General features: G+C 46.1%; 25 protein-coding genes. 24 read left to right on the top strand and 1 reads right to left on the bottom strand.

The genetic code is table 11. The features are described from left to right. Positions 1-8 precede the first annotated feature (8 nt). The 24 genes from fliR to R7H07_RS08930 all read left to right on the top strand — a co-directional run bounded on the left by fliR (position 9) and on the right by R7H07_RS08930 (position 23,312). Complete coding sequence (fliR, locus tag R7H07_RS09045; RefSeq protein ID WP_005384463.1) at positions 9-791, top strand: flagellar biosynthetic protein FliR; 783 nt, start codon at positions 9-11, stop codon at positions 789-791. A gap of 3 nt (positions 792-794) precedes the next feature. Then, complete coding sequence (gene flhB, locus R7H07_RS09040; RefSeq protein WP_005380490.1) at positions 795-1,925, top strand: flagellar biosynthesis protein FlhB; 1,131 nt, start codon at positions 795-797, stop codon at positions 1,923-1,925. A 210-nt stretch (positions 1,926-2,135) separates the two neighbouring features. After that, a complete protein-coding gene (gene flhA / locus R7H07_RS09035; RefSeq protein WP_025998722.1) occupies positions 2,136-4,235 on the top strand; it encodes a flagellar biosynthesis protein FlhA in 2,100 nt (699 codons plus the stop codon). 28 nt (positions 4,236-4,263) lie between these two features. Then, positions 4,264-5,781 carry a flagellar biosynthesis protein FlhF gene (gene flhF, locus R7H07_RS09030; RefSeq protein WP_025767171.1) on the top strand — a complete coding sequence of 506 codons (1,518 nt, stop codon included), beginning with the start codon at positions 4,264-4,266 and terminating at the stop codon, positions 5,779-5,781. Between the two features lie 14 nt (positions 5,782-5,795). Next, complete coding sequence (locus tag R7H07_RS09025; RefSeq protein WP_005380498.1) at positions 5,796-6,683, top strand: MinD/ParA family protein; 888 nt, start codon at positions 5,796-5,798, stop codon at positions 6,681-6,683. Further along, entirely contained in the window at positions 6,676-7,410 is a 735-nt protein-coding gene (locus R7H07_RS09020) for an RNA polymerase sigma factor FliA (protein WP_005380499.1), read from the top strand. Before R7H07_RS09025 ends, R7H07_RS09020 begins: the two co-directional genes overlap by 8 nt. A 45-nt stretch (positions 7,411-7,455) precedes the next feature. Continuing rightward, positions 7,456-7,824 (top strand): chemotaxis response regulator CheY, encoded by a 369-nt coding sequence (gene cheY, locus R7H07_RS09015; RefSeq protein WP_017635949.1) that lies wholly within the window; start codon positions 7,456-7,458, stop codon positions 7,822-7,824. 118 nt (positions 7,825-7,942) lie between these two features. Continuing rightward, complete coding sequence (locus R7H07_RS09010; RefSeq protein ID WP_005380502.1) at positions 7,943-8,683, top strand: protein phosphatase CheZ; 741 nt, start codon at positions 7,943-7,945, stop codon at positions 8,681-8,683. A gap of 9 nt (positions 8,684-8,692) precedes the next feature. Next, a complete protein-coding gene (locus R7H07_RS09005; RefSeq protein WP_005384459.1) occupies positions 8,693-10,933 on the top strand; it encodes a chemotaxis protein CheA in 2,241 nt (746 codons plus the stop codon). A gap of 29 nt (positions 10,934-10,962) precedes the next feature. Next, complete coding sequence (locus R7H07_RS09000) at positions 10,963-12,075, top strand: protein-glutamate methylesterase/protein-glutamine glutaminase (RefSeq protein ID WP_005380504.1); 1,113 nt, start codon at positions 10,963-10,965, stop codon at positions 12,073-12,075. 8 nt (positions 12,076-12,083) lie between these two features. Then, a complete protein-coding gene (locus R7H07_RS08995) occupies positions 12,084-12,863 on the top strand; it encodes a ParA family protein (protein WP_005380505.1) in 780 nt (259 codons plus the stop codon). Then, a complete protein-coding gene (locus R7H07_RS08990; protein WP_017635946.1) occupies positions 12,853-13,929 on the top strand; it encodes a chemotaxis protein CheW in 1,077 nt (358 codons plus the stop codon). Before R7H07_RS08995 ends, R7H07_RS08990 begins: the two co-directional genes overlap by 11 nt. Positions 13,930-13,964: 35 nt before the next feature. Continuing rightward, positions 13,965-14,459 carry a chemotaxis protein CheW gene (locus R7H07_RS08985; protein WP_005380507.1) on the top strand — a complete coding sequence of 165 codons (495 nt, stop codon included), beginning with the start codon at positions 13,965-13,967 and terminating at the stop codon, positions 14,457-14,459. A 13-nt stretch (positions 14,460-14,472) separates the two neighbouring features. After that, complete coding sequence (locus tag R7H07_RS08980; RefSeq protein WP_025767176.1) at positions 14,473-14,967, top strand: DUF2802 domain-containing protein; 495 nt, start codon at positions 14,473-14,475, stop codon at positions 14,965-14,967. Between the two features lie 289 nt (positions 14,968-15,256). Next, on the top strand, positions 15,257-15,874 hold the full coding sequence (gene ccmA / locus R7H07_RS08975; protein ID WP_005380511.1) for a cytochrome c biogenesis heme-transporting ATPase CcmA: 618 nt from the start codon (positions 15,257-15,259) through the stop codon (positions 15,872-15,874). A gap of 1 nt (position 15,875) precedes the next feature. Further along, the gene (gene ccmB / locus R7H07_RS08970; RefSeq protein WP_005380512.1) at positions 15,876-16,544 is read left to right on the top strand and encodes a heme exporter protein CcmB; all 669 of its coding nucleotides are present in this window, start codon (positions 15,876-15,878) and stop codon (positions 16,542-16,544) included. Between the two features lie 109 nt (positions 16,545-16,653). Next, on the top strand, positions 16,654-17,397 hold the full coding sequence (locus R7H07_RS08965; RefSeq protein ID WP_005380513.1) for a heme ABC transporter permease: 744 nt from the start codon (positions 16,654-16,656) through the stop codon (positions 17,395-17,397). A gap of 11 nt (positions 17,398-17,408) precedes the next feature. After that, positions 17,409-17,615: a heme exporter protein CcmD gene (gene ccmD, locus R7H07_RS08960; protein ID WP_005380515.1), complete on the top strand. Its 207-nt coding sequence runs from the start codon at positions 17,409-17,411 to the stop codon at positions 17,613-17,615. Further along, positions 17,612-18,097: a cytochrome c maturation protein CcmE gene (gene ccmE, locus R7H07_RS08955; RefSeq protein WP_005380516.1), complete on the top strand. Its 486-nt coding sequence runs from the start codon at positions 17,612-17,614 to the stop codon at positions 18,095-18,097. The genes ccmD and ccmE overlap by 4 nt, the downstream gene beginning before the upstream one ends. Further along, positions 18,094-20,070 carry a heme lyase CcmF/NrfE family subunit gene (locus R7H07_RS08950; RefSeq protein WP_021034009.1) on the top strand — a complete coding sequence of 659 codons (1,977 nt, stop codon included), beginning with the start codon at positions 18,094-18,096 and terminating at the stop codon, positions 20,068-20,070. Before ccmE ends, R7H07_RS08950 begins: the two co-directional genes overlap by 4 nt. 1 nt (position 20,071) lies before the next feature. Further along, positions 20,072-20,626 (top strand): DsbE family thiol:disulfide interchange protein, encoded by a 555-nt coding sequence (locus R7H07_RS08945; protein ID WP_005380518.1) that lies wholly within the window; start codon positions 20,072-20,074, stop codon positions 20,624-20,626. Further along, positions 20,623-21,108, top strand: coding sequence for a cytochrome c-type biogenesis protein (locus R7H07_RS08940; RefSeq protein WP_149192452.1), 486 nt, complete (start codon positions 20,623-20,625; stop codon positions 21,106-21,108). Before R7H07_RS08945 ends, R7H07_RS08940 begins: the two co-directional genes overlap by 4 nt. Next, positions 21,108-22,322 carry a c-type cytochrome biogenesis protein CcmI gene (ccmI, locus tag R7H07_RS08935; protein WP_054575506.1) on the top strand — a complete coding sequence of 405 codons (1,215 nt, stop codon included), beginning with the start codon at positions 21,108-21,110 and terminating at the stop codon, positions 22,320-22,322. The genes R7H07_RS08940 and ccmI overlap by 1 nt, the downstream gene beginning before the upstream one ends. Before the next feature lie 216 nt (positions 22,323-22,538). After that, positions 22,539-23,312, top strand: coding sequence for a VacJ family lipoprotein (locus R7H07_RS08930; RefSeq protein WP_005380523.1), 774 nt, complete (start codon positions 22,539-22,541; stop codon positions 23,310-23,312). Between the two features lie 74 nt (positions 23,313-23,386). Here R7H07_RS08930 and R7H07_RS08925 read toward each other — a convergent pair whose 3' ends face one another. Continuing rightward, entirely contained in the window at positions 23,387-24,703 is a 1,317-nt protein-coding gene (locus R7H07_RS08925) for an outer membrane protein transport protein (protein ID WP_206960010.1), read from the bottom strand. Positions 24,704-24,829: the final 126 nt, after the last annotated feature.

Here is a 24,829-nt window from a genome sequence, read left to right as displayed (position 1 = left end):
AGGCGCCTATGGAGTACCCCACTAGCGTTGTCTTAGATTGGATCGCAAACTACTTCTGGCCCTATGTTCGTATCTCATCCATGTTGATGGTGATGACAGTAACCGGGGCCCGATTTGTTTCGCCAAGAATCCGCCTTTACCTCGGTTTAGCCATCACTTTCGCTGTCATGCCAGCTATCCCCGCCGTACCTCAAGACATTGAGCTACTCTCGTTTCGTGGCTTCATGACCATTGCCGAGCAAATGATCATCGGCATAGCGATGGGTATGGTTACTCAATTTATGATTCAAACCTTTGTCCTACTTGGTCAAATATTGGGTATGCAATCAAGTTTGGGCTTTGCTTCTATGGTTGATCCCGCAAATGGTCAGAACACGCCATTGCTTGGCCAGTTATTCATGTTCTTAACGACAATGTTTTTCCTTGCCACCGATGGACACTTAAAAATGCTGCAATTGGTGGTGTTCAGTTTTAAAACTTTGCCGATTGGCTCCGGCTCGCTCAACGCGGTTGATTTCCGTGAAATGGCAGGCTGGCTTGGTATTATGTTCCAAACGGCACTGAGTATGTCTCTATCTGGCATTATTGCGCTACTGACCATTAACTTGTCGTTTGGTGTAATGACCCGTGCCGCACCACAGCTGAATATCTTCTCGCTTGGTTTTGCTTTTGCTTTGATGGTGGGTCTATTACTTTGTTGGTACATACTGGCTGGTCTATACAGTCATTATGAAATGTTCTGGACAGTGGGTGAGGCGCAGATTTGTCGGCTTATTCGCTTGGAGTGCTAAGATTTGGCAGAATCAGACGGTCAGGAACGCACCGAAGAAGCCACGCCCCGACGGTTACAACAAGCCAGAGAAAAGGGGCAGGTCGCTCGATCTAAAGAGCTGGCATCAGCATCTGTGCTGATCGTTGGCGCCATTTCATTGATGTGGTTTGGCGAGGCGTTAGCACGTTCATTGTTTTCCATAATGAGCCGTTTATTTGATCTTCAACGAGAAGAGATTTTCGATACTGCAAAACTGTTTGATATCGCTTTGGGCGCGATGAGTGATTTGTTGTTCCCACTATTTTTGGTGTTAGCGACATTGTTTACCGCTGCCATGATTGGAGCAGCAGGTGTGGGAGGAATCAGTTTTTCTGCCCAAGCGGCCATGCCCAAGCTGTCGAAAATGAATCCGCTTAGCGGCTTAAAGCGAATGGTTGGAATGCAAAGCTGGGTAGAGTTGATCAAATCAATCCTTAAAGTGGTTCTGGTCACTGGTGTCGCCATCTATTTGATCCAAGCATCGCAGGCCGATCTGATTCAATTGAGCATGGATGTGTATCCGCAAAACATCTTCCATGCTTTAGATATTTTGCTGAACTTTATTTTGCTGATCAGTTGCTCGCTATTGATTGTGGTTGCCATCGATATTCCATTTCAAATCTGGCAGCACGCTGATCAGTTAAAAATGACGAAGCAAGAAGTCAAAGACGAATACAAAGAGACTGAAGGTAAGCCGGAAGTGAAAGGCCGTATTCGTATGTTGCAAAGGGAAGCGGCTCAACGTCGAATGATGGCGGATGTTCCTCAAGCTGATGTTATTGTTACTAACCCAGAGCACTTCTCGGTAGCGCTTCGTTATAAACAGAAGACAGACCGTGCGCCAGTCGTGATCGCTAAAGGTACTGACCACATGGCGATGAAGATTCGAGAAGTCGCCCGCGAACATGACATTACGATTGTGCCTGCACCACCTTTGGCTCGTGCGTTGTACCACACGACAGAACTCGAGCAAGAGATCCCCGATGGGTTATTTACTGCCGTCGCTCAGGTTTTGGCATTTGTATTCCAATTGAAGCAATACCGAAAACGAGGTGGACAGCGTCCCAAAATTCAAGATTATGATTTGCCAATCCCACCCGAACACCGCCATTGATACGAAAAGCGGTAAAGCCTTAAAAAAGCTCGTTTGATCAAAAGCTAAGCTCTATTTGAGTGTTTAGTCATTATTTTGGCGCTAATTCTGGTACATAGATTGCTTAAAACGCTTTAATTATCAACCCTACCTAAACTTTTAGGCTAAAGCGGTCGCGTATTAATAGTAAGAGCTTACGTGACGCTTCAATCGATTGAGATCTCTCGCAGTATGAAGTTAAGCCTGCCGTTTGCAGATAAATTGCCACGAATCCCTCAACGTGAAATGCCAGCTATTGGTGCTCCGGTGATGGTTTTGGCCACCCTAGCGATGGTGGTACTGCCGATTCCAGCATTTTTGCTGGATATGTTCTTCACCTTTAACATCGCGCTGTCGATGGTGGTGTTGTTAGTGACCGTTTACACACGTCGCCCTTTGGACTTCGCTGCTTTTCCAACGGTATTGCTGATCGCCACGTTGCTCCGCTTGGCTTTGAACGTTGCCTCGACTCGTGTCGTCTTACTGCATGGTCATGAAGGCGGTAATGCGGCAGGTAACGTAATTGAGGCGTTCGGTAACGTCGTTATTGGTGGTAACTACGCGGTCGGCCTAGTGGTTTTCCTCATCTTAATGATCATCAACTTTATGGTGGTGACCAAAGGTGCGGGTCGTATCTCTGAGGTAAGTGCTCGCTTTACGCTTGATGCGTTGCCGGGTAAGCAAATGGCGATTGATGCGGACTTGAATGCCGGATTGATAGACCAAGAGCAGGCAAGAGTTCGTCGTTTTGAAGTGACCAAAGAAGCGGATTTCTATGGCTCGATGGATGGTGCCTCGAAGTTCGTAAAAGGTGACGCGATTGCCGGTATTTTGATTCTGTTTATCAACATCGTCGGCGGTCTGTCGATCGGTATGGCGCAGTATGGATTGGGTTTCGGTGAAGCGATTGAAATCTATACCTTACTGACAATCGGTGATGGTTTGGTCGCACAAATCCCATCGCTATTGCTGTCGATTGCAGCGGCAATGATGGTGACGCGCCAAAACACCGATGAAGACATGGGGGAACAACTGGTCTTCCAGATGTTCGACAACCCAAAAGCGCTGATGATTACTGCGGCTATTCTTGGTGTGATGGGCATCGTACCGGGCATGCCACACTTTGCGTTTTTGAGCCTGGCAGTCGCGGCCGGTGCAGCGGCATATTTCATCGACAAACGGCAGAAGCAGAAAGCGAAAGAGCCCGCTTTACCAGCAACAGCAGACGAAGGTACAGAACCTTCCTCACAGCGCGAACTGTCTTGGGATGACGTCCAGCCAGTCGATATTATTGGCTTGGAAGTCGGTTATCGCTTAATCCCTTTGGTGGACAGAGACCAAGGTGGGGAACTGTTAGAGCGCGTAAAAGGCGTGCGTAAAAAGTTATCGCAAGATTTTGGGTTCCTAATTCCAGCGGTTCATATTCGTGACAATCTTGAGCTGACCCCAAACAGTTACCGAATTACATTGATGGGGGTTGCGGTGGGCGAAGCAGAGATTCGTCCGGATCAAGAGCTAGCGATTAACCCAGGTCAGGTGTATGGCATGATTGATGGTGAGCCAACCATTGACCCTGCTTTTGGACTGGAAGCCGTATGGATCCGAGAAGATCAGCGAGAGCACGCGCAGGCTCTGGGTTATACGGTTGTTGATTCATCAACGGTATTAGCGACGCACCTAAGCCAGCTATTGACCAACAACGCATCACAGCTAATTGGCCATGAAGAAGTAGAGAATTTATTAGAAATGTTGGGACGCAGCGCGCCTAAGTTGGTCGAGAACTTTGTTCCTGACCAATTACCATTAGGTGTGGTGGTGAAAGTCCTACAAAACTTGTTAAACGAGGCCATTCCAATCCGCGATATTCGCACGATTGTTCAAACTTTGGCTGAGTACTCAAGTAAGAGTCAAGAAGCTGACATATTGACGGCAGCAGTTCGAATTAGTCTTAAACGCCTAATTGTTCAAGAAATCAATGGTATAGAGCCTGAGCTACCAGTGATTACTTTGATACCCGAACTGGAACAAATATTGCATCAAACTATGCAAGCATCAGGAGGCGAATCCGCGGGGATTGAACCGGGACTCGCTGAGCGATTGCAGTCTTCACTAAGCCAAGCGACACAGGAACAAGAACTGAAAGGCGAACCTGCCGTTCTGCTTACTTCCGGTGTATTACGCTCGACGTTGGCTAAATTTGTGAAGAACACAATACCTAATCTCCGGGTACTGTCTTACCAAGAAATCCCGGATGAAAAACAGATCAGAATTGTGCAAGCCGTGGGTAACTGATCTCACGCATCATTAATGGATTCATAGTTTGAAAATAAAGCGATTTTTTGCCAAAGACATGAGAACGGCGCTGCTCCAAGTGAAAGAGGAGTTAGGCGCGGAAGCGGTGATCATGTCAAACAAGAAAGTGGCTGGTGGAGTAGCGATTGTTGCGGCGATAGATAGTGAATCTAATCCGTCTCAAGCAAGCGCAGCGTCACAGCAAAATCGCGGTGCTTCTCAAACGAATCGCTATAACGAACATCGTCAAATGTCATCGTCTTCTGCTGATCGTTACCAAGATCGTCATTTAGATGAAGATAAAATTAGCCTGAACAGTAATAACAGTAACAATGAAAAAACAGGCTCAATGACGCAGCGATTCGCTAATATGCTTAAGCAATATAGCGGTGGTGCAGCAGATGCTGACGACCACGTAGCGGAAAATGAAGATTCGCTCTCTGCTTTGCTGCAACGCCAAAATAAGCATCGCGACGGCTACAACCAAGAAAAGCCAGCGCCATATCAACCAGATTCACCTTTGGCGAAGCTAATCGCACAGGACAATCGATTTGAACGTCCGACGCCCAAGCTGGACCCGACGCGCTATGACCGACGTCGCCCAAGTGATGAGCGTGACGAATCGGCCGATGAGCTAGAAAGCATGCGCGAAGAGATGACGTCAATTCGTCGTCTGTTGGAGCACCAAGTTTCTGGCCTGATGTGGCAAGAAGTAGAACGCCGTGAGCCGCTAAGAGCAATGCTGATTAAGCGCTTAGAGCGAATGGGCGTTTCTCCGGAGTTAGCAGACCAGATGGCCTGTTACATCCCGGAAGATACAAAGCCAGCGCGAGCGTGGAAAGCGTTATTGTCGCTGGTGGCGGACCAAATCAATATTCCTAAACAGGACATTTTAAAACGTGGTGGCGTAGTCGCATTGTTGGGTCCGACGGGGGTTGGGAAAACAACGACCGTAGCGAAACTCGCAGCACGCGCAGCCATGGAATACGGTGCCGACAATGTGGCCCTTGTGACAACAGATACATATCGCATAGGTGCACATGAGCAGCTCTCAATTTATGGAAGAATCATGGGTTGTCCCGTAAGAGTTGCTAAAGATTCTAACGAGTTAGCCGATGTTATATATCAGCTAAGAAACAGAAGACTGATTTTGGTCGATACGGCAGGGATGGGGCAACGAGATGTGAGGCTTTCCGAGCAGCTCGACACTCTAATGCAAGAGAGCGGAGAAGTGATTCACAGCTACCTTGTTTTGCCGGCTACCGCACAACGTCGTGTTCTACAAGAAACGCTGGATCACTTCCGACGTATACCACTTTCGGGTTGTATTATGACGAAGCTTGATGAGTCATTAAGCCTAGGCGAATTCATCAGTGTAGTGATTCAAAACGCAATGCCAGTAGCTTACATCGCTAATGGTCAGCGCGTACCAGAAGACATTGTGATAGCGCAACCAAAATATATGCTTGCGAAAGCAAATGAACTGTTAGAGAAGTCGACAGAGAACGAACCTCACTTTTGGAACAGTGACAGTGAAGGACTCTAAGGCGGCGGACTACTATGACTGAGAATATGATACACGATCAAGCAAGCGGCCTCCGTCGCTTAACACAACCATCGTTGACCAAAGTGATTGCTGTTACTGGCGGCAAAGGTGGTGTGGGGAAATCAAACGTAACACTGGGTCTGGCGATTTGTATGGCTCGCCAAGGCAAGAAGGTGATGGTTCTCGACGCTGATTTAGGTCTGGCCAATGTGGACGTGATGCTCGGAATTCGTGCAAAACGTAATCTAGGACATGTCTTAGCGGGTGAATGTGAGCTAAAAGATGCGATTGTCGAAGGGCCTTATGGTATAAAGATAATTCCTGCAACTTCTGGCACACAGAGCATGACAGAGCTTTCTCACGCTCAGCATGCCGGACTCATCCGAGCATTTGGTAGTCTTGAAGACGAAATGGATGTCCTGCTGATTGATACCGCTGCTGGTATCTCTGACATGGTAATCAGTTTTTCGCGAGCAGCTCAAGATGTGGTTGTAGTTGTGTGTGATGAACCGACGTCAATCACAGATGCCTATGCATTAATCAAGCTGTTGAGTAAAGAACACCAAGTTCAACGCTTTAAAGTTGTAGCAAATATGGTCAGAAGCTACCGTGAAGGGCGAGAATTGTTTGCAAAGTTGACACTAGTCACAGAGCGATTCTTGAATGTTAGCCTTGAACTCGTAGCATGTATTCCATTAGATGATAAAGTACGACAGGCTGTAAAAAGACAAAAAATTGTCGTTGATGCGTTCCCACGCTCGCCTGCCGCTTTAGCTATCAGCTCACTAGCAAACAAAGCGTTGACGTGGCCACTACCGAAAACACCAAGTGGACACTTGGAATTTTTTGTGGAAAGGTTGCTAAATCGTACCGAATTCGCAGAGGACCCTTTTGGTGAATAAAGCGATAACCTATGACCAACATGGCAAATTTAATAGCCAGCAGGCGTTCATTGAACGTTATTCAGTGTTGGTTAAGCGCATTGCTCACCACCTACTAGGCCGTTTACCGCCGAGTGTTCAGGTAGAGGATTTAATTCAGGCCGGCATGATCGGTCTTATCGAAGCTCAGCAGAATTATGATGGTTCTAAAGGTGCGAGCTTTGAAACTTATGCAGGTATCCGTATTCGTGGCGCAATGTTAGATGACATGCGTAAAGGCGATTGGGTACCGCGTTCTGTTCATAAAAATAATCGAGAGATTAACCAAGCGATTGCGGAGCTGGAAGGCGAATTAAATCGAGATCCTACTGATTCTGAAGTAGCCACGCATCTCGGTATGACACTGGATCAATATCATAGTGCTCTTACCGATATCAACTGCTCAAAATTAGTCGGTATTGAAGATTTAGGCGTTTCTGATGATGTGATTTCACCGGCGGATGAAACCGATGACAGCAACCCATTCAAAGGGGTAGTTGATGAATCATTTCGAAAAGCACTGGTTGAATCAATAAAACAGCTTCCAGAGCGTGAAGCTTTGGTTCTTTCGCTTTATTATGATGAAGAACTCAATTTGAAAGAAATTGGCGATGTGTTAGGCGTAAGCGAATCTCGCGTAAGTCAAATACTGAGTCAAGCGATGCAACGTTTACGTACCAAGCTCAGTGCGTGGACACAAAATGACTAAAAACACTGATTTTACGATTCAGTGGAGGCAATTTTGAATAAAAACATGAAGATCCTTATTGTTGATGATTTCTCAACAATGCGCCGTATTGTTAAAAACCTGCTTCGTGACTTGGGTTTCAATAACACTCAAGAAGCGGACGATGGTTTAACCGCATTACCAATGCTGAAAAAAGGTGACTTCGATTTTGTTGTAACTGACTGGAACATGCCAGGTATGCAAGGCATCGATTTGCTTAAACACATCCGCGCGGATGCAGAACTTAAGCATCTGCCAGTTCTAATGATCACGGCTGAAGCGAAGCGTGAGCAGATCATTGAAGCTGCTCAAGCAGGTGTAAACGGCTACATTGTTAAGCCATTTACTGCTGCAACATTAAAAGAAAAATTAGATAAAATTTTCGAGCGTTTATAACTCTCTCTTTCTCTTTGTTATTCGAGTCATTCATACCAATTATTAAATACCTATTAAATGACTCGTTTAGCGTTTTCAAAGTGATAAGAAGAACTAAACGTAAAAGGGTCTATTCAGAATGATCTCACTAGAGCAGGCGAAGTCACTCGTTCAAATGCTAGAAAACGGGGAACAAGACCAAGCCAATATGCTTGTTGCCTCGATCTACGAAGGTGCCGATAACCCAATGCTGCAAGAAATTGGAGCGTTAACTCGAGACCTTCACGAATCACTCAAGCAGTTCAGTCTCGATCAGCGCATGACCGAAATTGCGAAAGACGAAATCCCTAACGCTAGGGATCGTCTCAATTATGTGATCGAGAAGACAGAGCTTGCAGCCAACAAAACAATGGATGCGGTCGACTGCTGCCTTCCTATCGCTGACAACCTGCATGATTGCCTTCTAAAAGTTCGTCCTCAATGGAATGAACTCATGCACGGGCGCATAGAATTAAGCGAATTTAAAGCACTGTGCCACCGAATCGACGGGCTATTAGTGCAAGTCGAAGGTGACAGCACTGAATTGCGCGGCCAATTGACCGAAATTCTCATGGCGCAAGACTTCCAAGACCTAACTGGCCAAATCATTCGCCGCGTAATTACGTTGGTTAATGAAGTTGAAGGCCGCTTAGTGGAAATCCTAACCGTATTCTCTGGAAATAAACTTGAAGAACATATTCAAGTTTTGTCAGAACCGGCAGATAAAAAGAATACACAAACAAGCGAAGCCGAAGGCCCGATTCTTCATCCAGAACTGAGAGAAGATGCGGTTTCATCGCAGGACGAAGTCGATGACTTGTTGTCCAGTCTTGGATTTTAAAGGTAACGTATGAGCTACGATTTAGACGAAGATATTCTTCAGGACTTTCTCATTGAGGCTGGGGAAATTCTCGAGCTGCTTTCTGAGCAGTTGGTTGAATTGGAAAATAACCCAGAAGACAAAGACTTACTTAATGCTATTTTCCGAGGGTTTCATACCGTAAAAGGCGGTGCCGGCTTCCTTTCATTGGCAGAGCTAGTCGATACTTGTCATGGTGCGGAGAACGTGTTCGACGTTTTACGAAACGGTCAACGCACGGTAACGCAAAACTTAATGGATACGATGCTAAAAGCCTTGGATACGGTTAATACCCAGTTCCAGGCTGTTCAAGATCGTGAGCCGTTAGAAGCTGCGGACCCTGAGCTTCTTGAAGAACTTCATCGTCTATGCAAACCTGAGTCAGAAGATGAAGTAGCGGCAACCGTAGTTGAAGAACCAGTGGCTACTCCAGAGCCTATTATTCCCGAGCCTATCATCGAAGAACCTGCTGCGCCGTCAGCACCATCAAGTGTCGGCTCTGTTGATGAAATTACCCAAGACGAATTCGAAAAGCTACTTGATGAGCTTCATGGTAAAGGTTCAGCGCCAGGCACCTCAATGTCTGCGACACCTACAACGCCATCTGAACCGCCTCAATCGAGTGCACCATCAGTTGAAAGTGGTGATATCACTGATGATGAGTTTGAACGCTTACTCGATGAACTGCACGGTGTAGGAAAAAGCCCTTCTACGGCAGAGGCTGCTGCATCTGCATCCGTACCAGTAGAGCCACCTAAAGCGGCAGAGCCTTCCGCTCCAGTGGCATCTTCATCAAATCAAGACAGTGACTTAATGACGGACGAAGAGTTCGAAAAGTTACTCGATGAGCTACATGGTTCAGGTAAAGGCCCAACGCTAGAAGAATTGGACATGGCAACGAAGCCTGCTTCAGCAAACGTAGAGCAAAGCCCTGCGAAACCTGAGCCTGTTGCTAAGCCTGCACCTGTTCAAGCAGCGCCAGCACCAAAGCCAGAATCTAAACCAGTCGCGGTAAAAGAAGAAGCCAAAGCACCAGCGGTTAAAAAACCTCAGGCTGAAGCAACCGTTCGTGTTGATACCTCGACGCTTGATACCATCATGAACATGGTGGGTGAGCTCGTATTGGTGCGTAACCGTCTACTAAGCCTTGGTTTGAATAGCGACAACGAAGAGATGTCCAAAGCGGTCGCTAACCTTGATGTGGTAACTGCGGATCTACAAGGCGCGGTAATGAAAACGCGTATGCAGCCAATTAAGAAAGTGTTTGGCCGTTTCCCACGCGTTGTCCGTGACTTGGCTCGTAACCTAAATAAAGACATCGTGCTAGAAATGCGCGGTGAAGAAACCGATCTCGATAAAAACCTTGTAGAAGCATTGGCCGATCCGTTGATTCACTTGGTGCGTAACTCGGTTGATCACGGTATTGAAATGCCAGACGCACGCGCGAAGGCAGGCAAATCACGCACAGGTAAAGTGATTTTGTCAGCATCGCAAGAAGGGGACCATATTGAACTATCCATCGTAGATGATGGTGGCGGTATGGACCCGAACAAACTGCGTGGCATCGCGGTGAAGCGTGGCATGATGGATGAAGATGCGGCGGCACGTTTAACAGATAAAGAGTGCTTCAACCTTATCTTCGCACCTGGTTTCTCAAGTAAAGATAAAATTTCTGACATCTCTGGTCGTGGTGTGGGTATGGACGTGGTTAAGACGGCGATCAATACCTTAAACGGTTCAATCGATATCGATTCTGAGCTAGGCAAGGGCACTAAGATTACGATCAAAGTACCACTAACGTTAGCGATTTTACCGACTCTGATGGTTGGTGTTGGCGGTCATCCTTTTGCTCTACCATTGGCTTCGGTGAGTGAAATTTTCCACTTGGATCTTAGTCGTACAAACGTGGTAGATGGTCAGCTGACGATTATTGTGCGTGAGAAATCTATCCCACTATTTTACTTACAAAACTGGTTGGCATCCAAATCGCAAAACGTCCAAGAGCGTACTGGTCACGGTCACGTGGTGATTGTACAGATTGGTAACCAGCGCGTTGGTTTTGTTGTGGATACGCTTATTGGTCAAGAAGAAGTGGTTATTAAGCCACTCGATAATCTATTACAGGGCACTCCAGGTATGGCTGGTGCGACAATTACTAGCGATGGCCATATTGCATTAATTCTAGATGTGCCTGATTTACTTAAGCGATATGCTGCGGCTTCACGCCTTTAAGCAAAGCTGACGTTATTAAAAGGAATAAGATGGCGATTAAAGTACTAGTCGTTGATGATTCGAGTTTTTTCCGACGTCGCGTGAGCGAAATCATCAACTCAGAATCGCGCCTAGAAGTGATTGACGTTGCGGTAAATGGTAGAGAGGCGGTTGAGAAAGCCAAATCTCTCAAACCTGACGTCATCACGATGGATATTGAAATGCCAGTGATGGATGGCATTACAGCTGTACGTGAAATAATGGCCGCTGCTCCAACGCCAATTCTAATGTTTTCGTCCCTGACCCACGACGGGGCGAAAGCTACGCTTGATGCGCTAGATGCGGGCGCATTGGACTTCTTACCGAAAAAGTTTGAGGACATTGCGCGTAACCGTGAAGAAGCGGTGTCATTACTTCAACAGCGTGTGATTCAGATTGCCTCGAAGCGCGCTTTCATGCGTCGACCTATCGCTCGCCCAACAGCGAGTACCAGCACGACTACTCGATCATTAGGTTCAAGAACGGCTTCACCTGTGACTCCAACACCAACTCGACCTGCTGCGACAAAGTACCGTGCTTCTGGTAAGAAGTATCAACTGACGGCAATTGGCACATCAACAGGTGGCCCCGTTGCTCTACAAAAAATTCTGACGCGTTTGCCGATGAACTATCCGCATCCGATTGTATTGATTCAACACATGCCAGCAACGTTTACTGCTGCGTTTGCCAGTCGTTTGAACACCTTGTGCAAGATTCAAGTGAAAGAAGCACAAGATGGCGATGTGTTACAGCCCGGTGTGGCATACCTTGCACCAGGTGGGAAACAAATGATGGTGGATGGACGAGCGGGCGCTGCTCGTCTTCGCATTATTGATGGCGGCGACCGCATGAACTACAAACCATGTGTGGATGTGACTTTTGGTTCTGCCGCAAAAGTATATGGCGACAAAGTGCTCTCTTTAGTGTTGACAGGCATGGGTGCAGACGGTCGTGAGGGCGCTCGCATGTTGAAGTCTTCAGGCTCAACTATTTGGGCACAAGATGAAGAAAGTTGTGTTGTTTATGGCATGCCCCAAGCGGTTGCTAAAGCAGGCATTTCTTCAGAAGATTTACCGCTTGACCGCATTGCTGAACGCATGTTGGTGGAAGTTGGCCTAGCTTAGGATTCATCATGATTGTTTGGAGTGTAGCAAACCAGAAAGGAGGCGTGGGTAAAACCACCTCAACAGTGACATTGGCGGGCTTATTGAGCCAGAAAGGCCATCGAGTATTGATGGTTGATACTGATCCTCACGCCTCACTGACTACTTATCTCGGTTATGATCCTGATGCAGTAACTTCGAGCCTATTTGATTTATTCCAGTTGAAGACGTTTTCTCGTGAGACGGTTAAACCGTTGATTTTAGAAACAGAGCTGGAAGGAATGGATATCATTCCCGCGCATATGTCCCTTGCCACGCTTGATCGCGTAATGGGTAATCGCAGTGGTATGGGATTAATATTAAAACGGGCGCTGCAAACTGTCTCACAAGACTATGACTATGTGTTGATTGATTGTCCGCCAATCCTTGGCGTGATGATGGTGAACGCGTTGGCAGCCAGTGACCGAATTTTGATTCCTGTTCAAACAGAGTTTTTGGCGATGAAAGGTCTAGAGCGCATGATGCGTACGCTAACCATTATGCAAAAATCTCGCCCGGGCGGTTTCAAAGTGACTATCGTCCCAACCATGTACGATAAGCGCACGAAAGCGTCATTGCAGACATTGATGCAACTGAAAAAAGATTACCCAAATCAAGTGTGGACCTCAGCGGTGCCTATTGATACTAAGTTCCGCGATGCCAGTTTAAAGCACTTGCCAGCTTCGCATTTTGCATCTGGTAGCCGTGGTGTGTTTGCCTATAAACAGCTACTGATTTACCTGGAGAGGTTGGCGTTCGATGAGCAGTAATGATGTGCTGTCCAGTGAACAAGCACTTGATGACTACTTTAATGCATTACTGGATGATGAAACTGAAATAACGACTCTTGAGGAAGACCTTGACCTGTTGGCTCAAGAGGTATCATCTGCAGAGCCAGAGCCAGAGCCAGAGCCAGAGCCAGAGCCAGAGCCAGAGCCAGAGCCAGAGCCAGAGCCAGAGCCAGAGCCAGAATTACAGCTACAATACTCGGAGCCAGAAACGTACCAGTTTCAAGAAACATATCCGCCAGAGTTGGAAGCTCCAAACCTGGAAGATGTTCAAAGGCTATTAAGTCAGCTTGAAGCAAGCAACCCAGTGGCTGAGTTGGATATTGATAGTATTCTTGAACAAAATACGATTGATATTGCAGCAGAGATAAAAGCGGCTGAGCCTGAGGTACAAACCTTTAGTGAGGTGCCTGAGCTTCAGGGTGTTGAGGAAATACAGGACTGGGTGATTGATGAGCCAGTTTTTGAGGAAGCGCAACCAGAGGTGGATGAACCTCACGCAGTGATCGAACAAAGTATCAATATAGAATCGAACGTCGATACTGAACTCGAAACACAAGCAGATTCCGATATACCAACGGTCTGGGAAAGCACGAAGCGAAGTGAGGACTTCCAAGTTCTTTACTTTGATGTGAATGGTGTCACGTTTGCTGTACCTCTTGATGAGTTAGGTGGTATTCATCGCATTAGCGAGCTTAACCATTTGATAGGAAAACCCGCCTGGTATTTGGGGCTACAAACAAATCGCGAGCAACAGTTTGATGTCGTCGATACCGCGAAATGGGTGATGGCAGATAAGCTTCGTGATGATAGCTATAAAGATAACTACCAATATGTCGTCATGCTTGGTGAGAGCATGTGGGGGTTGGCCAGTAACCAATTAATGGGGACTGAAACGCTTAATATCGACAAGGTTCGCTGGCGTGAGCAGGCGGGTAAACGCCCTTGGCTAGCGGGCATGGTAAAAGAAAAAATGTGTGCCTTAATTCATGTCCAGGCGCTCATTGACATGCTAAACGCCGGTTTAGATGTCAAATCACTGAATTAGATTTAAGTCGGGAACGACATTAACGAGGATTAACTATGTCTCAAGCTTTTGAAGTAGAAGTGAAGAAAGATGCATCGAATGACGAAGTTCTTCAGTGGGTGACGTTCCAGCTAGAGGAAGAAACGTACGGCATCAACGTAATGCAAGTTCGTGAAGTACTTCGTTATACTGAAATTGCCCCTGTTCCAGGTGCACCAGATTATGTACTTGGTATCATCAACCTACGCGGTAATGTAGTTACTGTTATCGATACACGTTCACGTTTTGGCCTGATGGAAGGCGAAGTCACTGACAACACTCGTATTATTGTGATCGAGTCTGAGCGTCAAGTGATTGGTATCTTAGTAGATAGCGTGGCAGAAGTTGTTTATCTGCGTTCTTCTGAAATTGATACCACGCCTTCAGTTGGTACCGACGAGAGTGCGAAGTTCATCCAGGGTGTGAGCAACCGTGACGGCAAGCTTCTTATCCTTGTGGATTTGAACAAGCTGCTAACAGATGACGAGTGGGACGAGATGGCTCACCTTTAATGGCTGAATGATGATGGCTGAAGAGACTCTTTTATCTGCCCCATTCCTTGCGGGTGGCGTTGCTTTTATCGTGTTGGTATTGGTTGTTTTGCAACTGCGGATTCGCTCGGGGTTACAAAAGCAGTTAGATCAACAACGAGCTCAATCTCGACACGCAGATAAAGAAGTGCAAAAGTTGAGTAAGCAGTTACTCGAAGTGCGCTCGGTTGTTGTTGGTCTTGGACAAAAAGTGACCGAGCAACAAGACATTATTCAGCACTTAAACGAGAGAATTCGCGAACTCGAACACGCTGATACTGATGGTCGCTTGTACAGTCGCGCTTCTAAAATGGTACAGCTTGGCGCTGATATCAACGAGCTGATTGAAGAGTGCGAACTACCAAAAGCCGAAGCTGAGTTGATGCTTTCACTGCAGAAGAAACTGGCGGGGAAAGAGAAGATTCCACCATTAAGTGGTCAGCCATCAGATGACTCAGAATATCCAACGCGTGGACGTCGTCGACGCTAAAGGTTATCAAGCGAAAAAAAGAGGCGTTATTACGCCTCTTTTTTTGTTTTTAGCCTCTAATGCTCTTCTTAAATACAACCCTAGACAACCTTCAGTCGATCTTGCTCTTAGTTCTGGCCTCTCAAATTCAAAATGAGCGCTTATAACTACTTATAGTTAATTTTATTAAAGTGTGATGATTAATTAACAAAAATACATGAACTTACATGTAACCTAGCCCTCTTATCCTGTTTTGTCATAACTAAGCTGTGCTAATATAGCGGCTCGTTCATTTTTTAGTTGAAGCTCTATGTTAGAAGTGTCTAACCTGACAGCAATCCGTGATGAAAGGGTTCTGTTTGAAAACCTGCAGTTTGAAATTAAGCCTGGTGAATTGGTCCAGATCGAAGGGCGTAATGGTACTGGTAAAACTACATTGCTACGGATTGTGACAGGGTTAGGTGATAGAGAAGAAGGTGTCATTAAATGGAAAGGCGAAGAGGTTGAAAAATCTCGTGATGTTTTCCATCAAGATCTGCTTTTCTTAGGACATCAAACAGGAGTGAAACGAGAGCTTACCGCATTAGAAAACTTACGTTTTTATCAATCTATTCAAAATAATCGCTCTTCAGACGAAGAAATCTTTATCGCTTTGACTCAAGTAGGATTAGCTGGTCGAGAAGATGTGCCTGTAGCACAACTTTCCGCAGGTCAGCAACGACGAGTCGCATTGGCAAGGTTATGGCTCAGTAAGCAAATTTTATGGATCTTAGATGAGCCGTTGACTGCCATTGATAAGCAAGGTGTCAAGGTGCTTGAATCTTTGTTCGCAAGTCATGCTGATAATGGCGGTATTGTTGTGTTGACGACGCATCAAGATATGTTTGCGGACAGCCCGAAACTTAGAAAAATAAAGCTGGGTGACTGATATGATTTCCTCGATGACCACCATCATTCGTCGTGAGCTCCTAATCGCATTTCGCCGTCAGGCAGACATTCTGAACCCGCTGTGGTTCTTTATTATTGTCATTACTCTCTTTCCTCTGAGTATTGGACCAGAGCCTAATTTGTTAGCACGTATTGCAGCGGGCATCGTTTGGGTTGCCGCATTGCTGTCCGCCTTATTATCATTAGAGCGTCTATTTCGTGATGATTTTCAAGACGGTGCACTAGAACAAATGATGCTAATGCCGATTCCATTGCAACTTGTAGTGGTTTCAAAGGTCATAGCACATTGGTTGTTAACAGGGTTACCTCTGATTTTAATTAGCCCATTATTGGCGGTTTTACTTTCGCTCGACTTCAATACTTGGCTATCGGTTGTATTAACCTTGATGATCGGTACACCAACACTAAGTTTTATTGGCGCCATTGGTGTGGCGTTGACTGTTGGGTTGCAAAAGGGTGGCGTTCTTTTGAGTTTGCTTATTCTTCCGCTCTACATCCCAATTTTGATTTTCGCAACATCGGCAATTGATGCTGCCGCACTCGGTATGGCGTATAACGGTCAACTAGCGATTTTAGGTGCGATGCTAATGGGGGCGATGACATTAACGCCTTTTGCCATCAGTGCCGCATTACGAGTTAGTGTCAACTAACCCAATAAAGTGCCAATGAAGCGGCGCTTGATCAAAGAATTATTATTAAAGCACTGCTACGGTCTCAACCCTTTAGACAGTGTCCCTGAAGTAAGAGTGAGAACAAAACATGTGGAAATGGCTACATCCTTATGCCAAGCCAGAAGCAGCTTATCGTTTGAGTGGTAAGTTTCTGCCTTGGTTTTCTGTATTGGCCCTCGTATGCTTATCGGTTGGTACGGTTTGGGGGCTTGCATTTGCGCCTTCAGATTACCAACAAGGTGACAGTTTCCGAATCATCTACATTCATGTCCCATCAGCTATTTGGTCTATGGGCGTTTATATGTCGATGGCGATCGCTGCATTTATTGGCCTAGTATGGCAAGTTCGCCTATCTGATATGGCGGCACTTGCGATGGCTCCTATTGGTGCAGTATTTACTTTTATTGCTCTACTTACAGGTGCTGTTTGGGGCAAGCCTATGTGGGGCACTTGGTGGGTATGGGATGCCCGTCTTACATCTGAATTGATTCTGCTATTTCTCTACCTTGGTGTGATTGCGCTCTACCATGCGTTTGACGATCAAAAAACCGCTGCAAAAGCCGCTGGTATCTTAGCGATCGTAGGCGTAGTAAACCTACCTATCATTCACTTTTCCGTGGAATGGTGGAACACGCTTCATCAAGGTGCGACGATCACGAAATTTGAACAACCTTCTATTTCATCCGACATGCTTTGGCCGTTATTGCTGAACATCTTTGGCTTTGCGTTCTTCTTTGGTGCCGTGACGATGGTCCGTTTTCGTAACGAAATCATCAGTAAAGAAAGTCACCGCCCTTGGGTGCGCAAACTCGCAACAGAACAAACTCAGTGAGGTAACTGATTATGCATTTTGAATCTCTGAGCGACTTTTTTGCCATGGGTGGCTACGCATCATACGTATGGAGTGCGTTTGGTATTACTTTCTTATCCATGCTGATTCTTCTGATCACTAGCCTTCGCCGCGGTGATGCATTATTGAAAGAAGTGAAAGCAAAAATTGACCGTCAAGCTCGTATCGACGCAGCGAAGAACATGGAGAACACCTTATGAACCCGAGACGTAAAAAGAGGCTAGGTATTGTACTAGCGATCTTTATCGGTATTAGTGCCACCATTGGTTTGATACTTTATGCGCTTAACCAAAATATGGACCTTTTCTACACTCCAACGGAATTGGTTAATGGTAAGCCAGATGGCACCAAGCCAGAAGTAGGCCAGCGTCTGCGTATCGGTGGAATGGTGGTTGTGGGCTCAGTTCGTCGAGATCCTAATTCTTTGAAAGTGAGTTTTGACCTGCACGATGTCGGTCCGAAAGTGACGATTACCTATGACGGTATTCTTCCTGACTTGTTCCGTGAAGGGCAGGGTATTGTTGCTCAAGGTGTACTGAAAGATGCCACGACAGTTGAGGCATTTGAGGTCCTAGCGAAGCACGATGAAGAATACATGCCACCAGAAATTGCAGAAGCGATGAAGAAAACGCATGAACCGCTTCAATACAGCACCGAACAGAAACAAGGAAGCGGCCAATGATTGCTGAAATCGGTCACTTTGCTCTCATTCTTTCGCTTGCAATGGCAGTGTTGTTGAGCGTATTGCCATTGTGGGGAGCATCGAATAATAACACCATGCTCATGAACACAGCGCGACCGCTATCTTGGTCTATGTTCCTGATGCTGTTGTTCTCTTTCGCCATTTTATGTTGGGGATTTTATACCAACGACTTCACGTTACAGTATGTAGCGAGCAACTCGAATAGTCAGCTTCCTTGGTACTACCGTTTAACCGCAGTATGGGGTGCGCACGAAGGTTCACTGTTGCTATGGGTTTTAATCCAAGCTGCTTGGACTGTCGCTGTAGCGACGTTTAGTCGTGGTATGCCGCAAGAGTCGGTTGCACGTGTACTTGCTGTTATGGGCATGATCTCAGTGGGTTTCCTACTGTTTATCATCCTAACGTCGAACCCATTCCTACGTACGTTACCGTTCTTCCCGGTTGACGGACGTGACTTGAACCCTCTGCTTCAAGACCCTGGTTTGATTGTTCACCCGCCAATGCTTTACATGGGCTATGTTGGTTTCTCGGTTGCATTCTCTTTTGCGATCGCATCCCTAATGACCGGACGCCTTGATACGGCTTGGGCTCGTTGGTCTCGTCCTTGGACAACCGCTGCATGGGTATTTTTAACACTTGGTATCGCACTAGGTTCTTGGTGGGCTTACTACGAACTTGGCTGGGGTGGCTGGTGGTTCTGGGACCCAGTAGAAAACGCATCATTCATGCCTTGGTTAGCGGGTACCGCATTAATGCACTCTCTTGCCGTGACAGAAAAACGCGGCACATTTAAAGCGTGGACGGTACTATTGGCAATCTCTGCATTTTCGTTGAGTTTGTTGGGCACCTTCTTAGTCCGTTCCGGTATTTTAGTATCGGTGCACGCGTTCGCGTCTGACCCGTCGCGCGGTATGTTTATTCTAGGCTTCCTCGTTTTCGTTATCGGCGGCTCTTTATTGCTGTTTGCCGTAAAAGGGGCAGCAGTGCGTGTACGAGGTAACTTCGACTTAGTCTCACGTGAAAATGCGCTCTTAGCCAACAATGTATTACTTATCGCCGCTCTTGTTGTGGTGTTAGTGGGGACACTGTTGCCGCTCGTACACAAGCAGCTTGGTTTGGGGTCGGTCTCTATCGGTGCGCCATTCTTTGACATGCTATTTGCGTGGTTAATGATGCCATTTGCTTTTCTGCTTGGTATTGGTCCTCTTATTCGCTGGAAGCGAGACAGTTTATCTAAACTTGTGAAACCAATGCTCGTTTCAGGTGTGCTTGCTTTCGCTTTGGCCGCGCTATGCGTGTACCTGTTTGCCGATTTCTTCTCAACCATGGCTTACATTGGTTGGGTGATGGCGATTTGGATTATTGCGATGCATGGCTTTGAATTGTACGAGCGTGCAACGCACCGTCATAGCTTTAGTGAAGGTGTTCGCAAGCTGCAACGTAGCCACTGGGCAATGATGTTGGGTCATGTTGGTCTGGCGGTATCTGTTATCGGTATTGCGATGGTACAGAACTACAGCATCGAGCGAGATGTACGTTTAGCACCTGGCGAACACTTCCAAATTCAAGGTTATGATTTCTACTTCTCAGGCTTGCGTGATAAAGATGGTCCAAACTACGATGGCTACATCGCAGACTTTGAGATCACACATGATGGCAAATACGTGAATACGCTTCACGCAGAGAAGCGCTTCTACCGTACGGCTAAGTCTATGATGACTGAAGCAGCCATTGACCGTGGTATTAGCCGCGACCTATACATTGCAATGGGTGAACGTTTAGACGACAACCGATCTTGGGCTGTTCGTATTTACTATAAACCGTTCGTTCGTTGGATTTGGGCTGGCTCTTTGATTATGGCATTAGGCGGCGCACTAGCGATTTCTGATAAACGCTACCGCTTCCGTAAATCGCCGAAGAAAAATGCGAAGTCAAAAGAGCAGGAGGCATAACATGAATAAGAAAATCTTATTTATTCCGCTTGTCGCTTTCATGATTCTAGCGGGCATTTTCGCAACCCAATTAATGCGTAACCAAGAGGGCGATGATCCAACTAAATTGGAGTCGGTTTTGGTTGGCAAGCCAGTTCCTGAGTTTCATTTAGAAGACCTGGCTGAGCCTGGAAAACAGTACGACCAATCAATTTTTAAAGGTGAACCGTTGCTCTTGAACGTTTGGGCAACGTGGTGCCCAACGTGTTATGCAGAGCATAAATACCTAAACGAATTGGCGGGTAAGGGCGTTAAGATCATCGGTATGAATTACAAAGATGATCGTAATAAAGCAATAGGTTGGCTGAATGATCTCGGCAACCCGTACTTGATCAGCCTATTTGATGGCAGTGGTATGCTTGGCCTTGACCTTGGCGTTTATGGTGCTCCAGAAACATTCATTATTGATGCAAATGGTGTGATTCGCTATCGCCATGTAGGGGATGTAAACCCACGTAATTGGTCAGAAACACTGGAGCCGCTTTACAACAAATTGGTTGAGGAGGCGAAGCAATGAGAAAGCTAATTCTTGCCGTTTTTGCTGCGATGACATTATCTCTTGCTGCTCATGCGGCCATTGAAGTGTACGAGTTTGATAATTTGGAACAAGAACAGCAGTTCAAAGAGTTAAGCCATACGCTCCGTTGCCCTAAATGTCAGAACAACACGATCTCGGATTCTAACGCTGAACTTGCTCAGGACTTACGCCATAAGGTGTACGAAATGACCAAAGAAGGTAAGTCCAAAGATGAGATTGTTGATTACATGATCGACCGTTACGGTAACTTCGTGACTTACAACCCACCATTTACGGTCGCGACTGCGATTTTGTGGCTAGGGCCACTCGCTGTAGTACTGGGTGGTTTTGGTTTGATTGTACTGCGTAGCCGTAAATCTAAAGTTAAGGCAAAAGCGAGCAGTGACGAGCAATGGGATGAGCAAAAAGAAGCTCGTTTAAAAGCATTGCTTGAAGAAGAGAACAACGGAGATAAGAAGTAATGACACTATTTTGGATTTCCACCGTTGTTCTCACGCTTATTGCTTGTGCGCTGGTGGCTTTGCCGCTGCTTAAACAAAAAGCGAACAATGATGATGTGTTACGCGATGAGCTTAACAAGGCATTTTATAAAGACCGACTATCTGAGCTTGCAGAAGAAACTGACGAAGGTCTAGTTGAAAGTGAAGACGAACTGATTTCTGATCTAAAGCAATCACTGCTTGACGATATCCCTGGTGATAAAGCGCAAAAAGAAACTAAGGTTTCTCCAATCGCGGTTTTAGTTCCATCGGTAATTCTGACGGTGGTGCTGAGCTATGGTTTGTATTATAAATTTGGCGCGTCAGACGATATTGTTCAATGGCAAGAAGTGTCCGCAAATCTACCTGAGTTATCGAAAAAGCTGATGTCGGCTTCTTCTGAGCCGCTGAGTGACGATGAAATGGCGGATTTGACCCTTGCCCTTCGAACTCGCTTACATTACCAGCCGGAAGACTCGACAGGTTGGTTACTGCTAGGTCGTATTGCGTTAGCAAATCGTGATGTCACCACAGCTATCGATGCGATGGAAAAATCGTACCGCCTAGAGCCCAAAGATCCTGATGTGATGTTGGGTTATGCACAAGCTCTGATGCTGTCTCAAGAGGAAATGGATCAAGCGACGGCTCGCTCATTACTCGGCAAGCTGATGCAGCAAGACTATGTCGATCTGCGTGTGTTTTCTTTGTTAGCGTTCGATGCGTTTGAGCGTCAAGACTTCCCGGCTGCCATCAAGTACTGGGGAATCATGCAGCAAATGATTGGTCCAGAAGATAGTCGCTACGAGATGTTGTCACGCAGTATTGAGAGTGCTCGTAAGCAAATGGGCGAAGCGGTTTCACCGGATAAGAGTGTAGCTGTGACAATTAATGTGGCACCAAATGCTCAGTTGGATCCAAACGCAGTTCTGATTGTGTCAGTACATCGTTCAGATGGCTCCCCAATGCCTGTGGCTGCTGCTCGTTATCCGCTAGGTACTTTCCCTCGCACAGTCGTATTAGATGATGGCAATGCCATGATGCAAGGGCAAAAGTTATCTACACTCGATAAGCTAATCGTCCGTGTGCGTGTAGATTCTGACGGTAACGTAGCAACGCGTGATCAAGATTGGCACGGAGAAAGTGACGTCGTTGAATTTGGCGCACCAGTAGAAGTGACCATTGATCAGCAGTATTAATTGTTAACATCTGTCTCTGAAACATGACAACGAGGTAGAGTCAGTTGCCTTTAGTGGTATGACTCTAAACGATCGAGTAGAATACCGAAGGCCAGCGATTGCTGGCCTTTATTTATTCCCATATCTGAGTCATCTTTACTATGTATCCTGCTCAACATACGTACAATGGTTAATCGGGGTGACTTAGGTACATTAATAGTCGTTATGGAAAATAAAATGTATAACAAGGGTAAATCTACCTTCTTGTTGCTGTTAGCCGTTGGACTGGTTGGCTGTTCAAGTGCGCCTGATGAAGCAGTAACAGGACAAGAAACAAATCAAACGACTTCTGATGTGTATGACCCGTTGGAAGGCTTTAACCGAACCATGTGGGAACTCAACTACGAATATTTAGATCCGTATTTGGTTCGTCCTGTATCACTTGCGTATGTAGAATACACGCCAGTTCCTATTCGTTCTGGTATCGCTAACTTCTTATCGAACTTAGATGAGCCAGCAAGCATGGTTAATAACTTAATCATGGGTAATGGTACGAAAGCCGTGGACCACTTTAACCGTTTTTGGATTAACTCGACGTTCGGTATTTTCGGTTTATTCGATATTGCAAGTGCCGCGGGTATTACGAAGTACGACGAGAAAGCGTTCAGTGATGCAGTAGGCCACTATGGTGTTGGAAATGGTCCTTACTTCATGGTTCCAGGTTATGGTCCGTATACCTTACGTGAAGTGACAGATACCGTAGATAGTACGTATTTACCCCTCTCTTATCTCAACTTCTGGGCGAGTTTGGGTAAGTGGGCGTTTGAAGGAATGGAGAAGCGTGCTTTATTAGTACCGCAAGAAGCGCAGCTAGACTCGTCGCCGGATCCATATATTCTAACTCGCGATGTTTATATCCAGCGTCAAAACTTTAAAGCAGAAGTTGAAACGGTAGAAGAAGTTAACATCGAAGAAGAAGAGTATTTAGATGAATATCTAGAAGACTTTTAAGCGTTGTTCTTGACAATAGAGAAATGAAAAAAGGCTTAGCTGATGCTAAGCCTTTTTTGTATTTTGCAGCTTGGTTAGAAACGGTAGTTTGCTTGAACACCGATTAGCCAAACATTACCCGTAGTTTCGCCTACAAATTGGCCGCCGACTTGTTCTGCAGTGTCGTCTGACTTGTAACCACGAGACTCAACGATTGGTGCGTCTTTCGCAAAAATATAGGTGAAGCCAGCGTCTAGGCTGAAGTCTTTCGTCCAATCGTACGTTGCGCCAATACTTAGCCAAGTACGGTCAGTTTCTGGAATAGTAATCGTGCGGTTTTTGTCGCTTACCGCTGAAGTATCGTATGCAATACCAGTGCGTAGCGCTAGCTTAGGATCAAGCTGGTAAGTAGCACCAACAGCAAAGCGATAGTTGTCTTCCCAGTTTTCTACTTTAACCATATGCGTGCCAGCAGTATTTAGACGTGCTTCCAATTTCTCGAAAGAGCTCCAATCCGTCCAGTTAACGCTTGCGTGTAACGCAAGTTGGTCTGTTACTTGGTGGAAGCTTGCTAACTCAGCCGTTGCAGGCAGGTTTAGATACATGTAGCCGTTGTCGCGTTCAGAAGTACCGAAGCCAAAACCAAGACCTTCAGCATGGCCTTCAAGCTTTAGTTCAACTTCAGATTTGTACGCGAAGCCGATAAGGTTATTTTCATTGATCTGCCATGCTGTACCAACTTGCCAGCCCCAAGCGGTATCGTCACCTTCCATGTATTTTAGAGCGGTACCTTGAGGAACACTGATTGGTTGATTAGTTTCAGGATTTAACCCTACAACGTTATTCTTAGGAGCTGCTGCGCCAAAGCTGCCTTCGCCGATGATGTAACGGATACCACCACCAACGCTGATTGATTCATTGACTTTGTAAGCTGCGTTCAAGTTCGCTTCCATTGTCGTTACGCTTGCTTCGTTACCGAAGTGCGAGGCACCAAAGCCTTTACCTAAATCGGTTTCCATGCCGTAGTTGGTGCCAAATGCCAAACCAATCGCGAATTTCTCATTATATTGGTGTGATAGGTAGAAGTTTGGAATGATTGCATCATGTGCGAAGTCATCTGAAGATGCAGAAGAAGTGCTACCGTGGAAGTTTACATCACCTTCAATATCAATATTTGGGTTCACATAGATTGCACCAACGGACACTTGAGTGCCTTCCAAATAAGTTAGCATTGCTGGGTTACGCCATTGTGCACTTGCGTTGTCAGCCATTGCAGCTTCACCAGCATATGCTCGACCTAGGCCTGTTGCAGAATATTCAGCAAGTTGGAAACCTGCTGCGTTAGCCATGCCCGTTGCGCCAAGTAGGCTTAATGCCACTGCTGTTGATAGAAGAGTCTTGTTGGTTTTCATTCGAATGTTCGCTGATTTATTTATAACGTGGGACGAAAGTTTAAAGGTAGAGTTTTTACTTTAGAAATGAAAATCCAGTATAAGTAGTCATTTGGAATATTATGCTTCCAAGTGTTGATTGGGTGG

This window comes from Vibrio sp. Vb1127, from assembly GCF_033338735.1.
GTDB classification, from domain to species: Bacteria; Pseudomonadota; Gammaproteobacteria; order Enterobacterales; family Vibrionaceae; genus Vibrio; species Vibrio alginolyticus.
Note: the sequence above shows the minus strand (reverse complement) of the source record. Positions and strands in the feature narration are given on the sequence as shown.

Excerpts from the sequence above, each read along its gene's own strand:
- fliR (WP_005384463.1), top strand. The coding sequence starts at position 9 with ATGGAGTACCCCACTAGCGTTGTCTTAGATTGGATCGCAAACTACTTC.
- flhA (WP_025998722.1), top strand. The coding sequence starts at position 2,136 with ATGAAGTTAAGCCTGCCGTTTGCAGATAAATTGCCACGAATCCCTCAA.
- R7H07_RS09025 (WP_005380498.1), top strand. The coding sequence starts at position 5,796 with ATGACTGAGAATATGATACACGATCAAGCAAGCGGCCTCCGTCGCTTA.
- cheY (WP_017635949.1), top strand. The coding sequence starts at position 7,456 with ATGAAGATCCTTATTGTTGATGATTTCTCAACAATGCGCCGTATTGTT.
- R7H07_RS09010 (WP_005380502.1), top strand. The coding sequence starts at position 7,943 with ATGATCTCACTAGAGCAGGCGAAGTCACTCGTTCAAATGCTAGAAAAC.
- R7H07_RS09005 (WP_005384459.1), top strand. The coding sequence starts at position 8,693 with ATGAGCTACGATTTAGACGAAGATATTCTTCAGGACTTTCTCATTGAG.
- R7H07_RS09000 (WP_005380504.1), top strand. The coding sequence starts at position 10,963 with ATGGCGATTAAAGTACTAGTCGTTGATGATTCGAGTTTTTTCCGACGT.
- R7H07_RS08995 (WP_005380505.1), top strand. The coding sequence starts at position 12,084 with ATGATTGTTTGGAGTGTAGCAAACCAGAAAGGAGGCGTGGGTAAAACC.
- R7H07_RS08990 (WP_017635946.1), top strand. The coding sequence starts at position 12,853 with ATGAGCAGTAATGATGTGCTGTCCAGTGAACAAGCACTTGATGACTAC.
- R7H07_RS08985 (WP_005380507.1), top strand. The coding sequence starts at position 13,965 with ATGTCTCAAGCTTTTGAAGTAGAAGTGAAGAAAGATGCATCGAATGAC.
- R7H07_RS08980 (WP_025767176.1), top strand. The coding sequence starts at position 14,473 with ATGGCTGAAGAGACTCTTTTATCTGCCCCATTCCTTGCGGGTGGCGTT.
- ccmA (WP_005380511.1), top strand. The coding sequence starts at position 15,257 with ATGTTAGAAGTGTCTAACCTGACAGCAATCCGTGATGAAAGGGTTCTG.
- ccmB (WP_005380512.1), top strand. The coding sequence starts at position 15,876 with ATGATTTCCTCGATGACCACCATCATTCGTCGTGAGCTCCTAATCGCA.
- R7H07_RS08965 (WP_005380513.1), top strand. The coding sequence starts at position 16,654 with ATGTGGAAATGGCTACATCCTTATGCCAAGCCAGAAGCAGCTTATCGT.
- ccmD (WP_005380515.1), top strand. The coding sequence starts at position 17,409 with ATGCATTTTGAATCTCTGAGCGACTTTTTTGCCATGGGTGGCTACGCA.
- ccmE (WP_005380516.1), top strand. The coding sequence starts at position 17,612 with ATGAACCCGAGACGTAAAAAGAGGCTAGGTATTGTACTAGCGATCTTT.
- R7H07_RS08950 (WP_021034009.1), top strand. The coding sequence starts at position 18,094 with ATGATTGCTGAAATCGGTCACTTTGCTCTCATTCTTTCGCTTGCAATG.
- R7H07_RS08945 (WP_005380518.1), top strand. The coding sequence starts at position 20,072 with ATGAATAAGAAAATCTTATTTATTCCGCTTGTCGCTTTCATGATTCTA.
- R7H07_RS08940 (WP_149192452.1), top strand. The coding sequence starts at position 20,623 with ATGAGAAAGCTAATTCTTGCCGTTTTTGCTGCGATGACATTATCTCTT.
- ccmI (WP_054575506.1), top strand. The coding sequence starts at position 21,108 with ATGACACTATTTTGGATTTCCACCGTTGTTCTCACGCTTATTGCTTGT.
- R7H07_RS08930 (WP_005380523.1), top strand. The coding sequence starts at position 22,539 with ATGTATAACAAGGGTAAATCTACCTTCTTGTTGCTGTTAGCCGTTGGA.
- R7H07_RS08925 (WP_206960010.1), bottom strand. The coding sequence starts at position 24,703 with ATGAAAACCAACAAGACTCTTCTATCAACAGCAGTGGCATTAAGCCTA.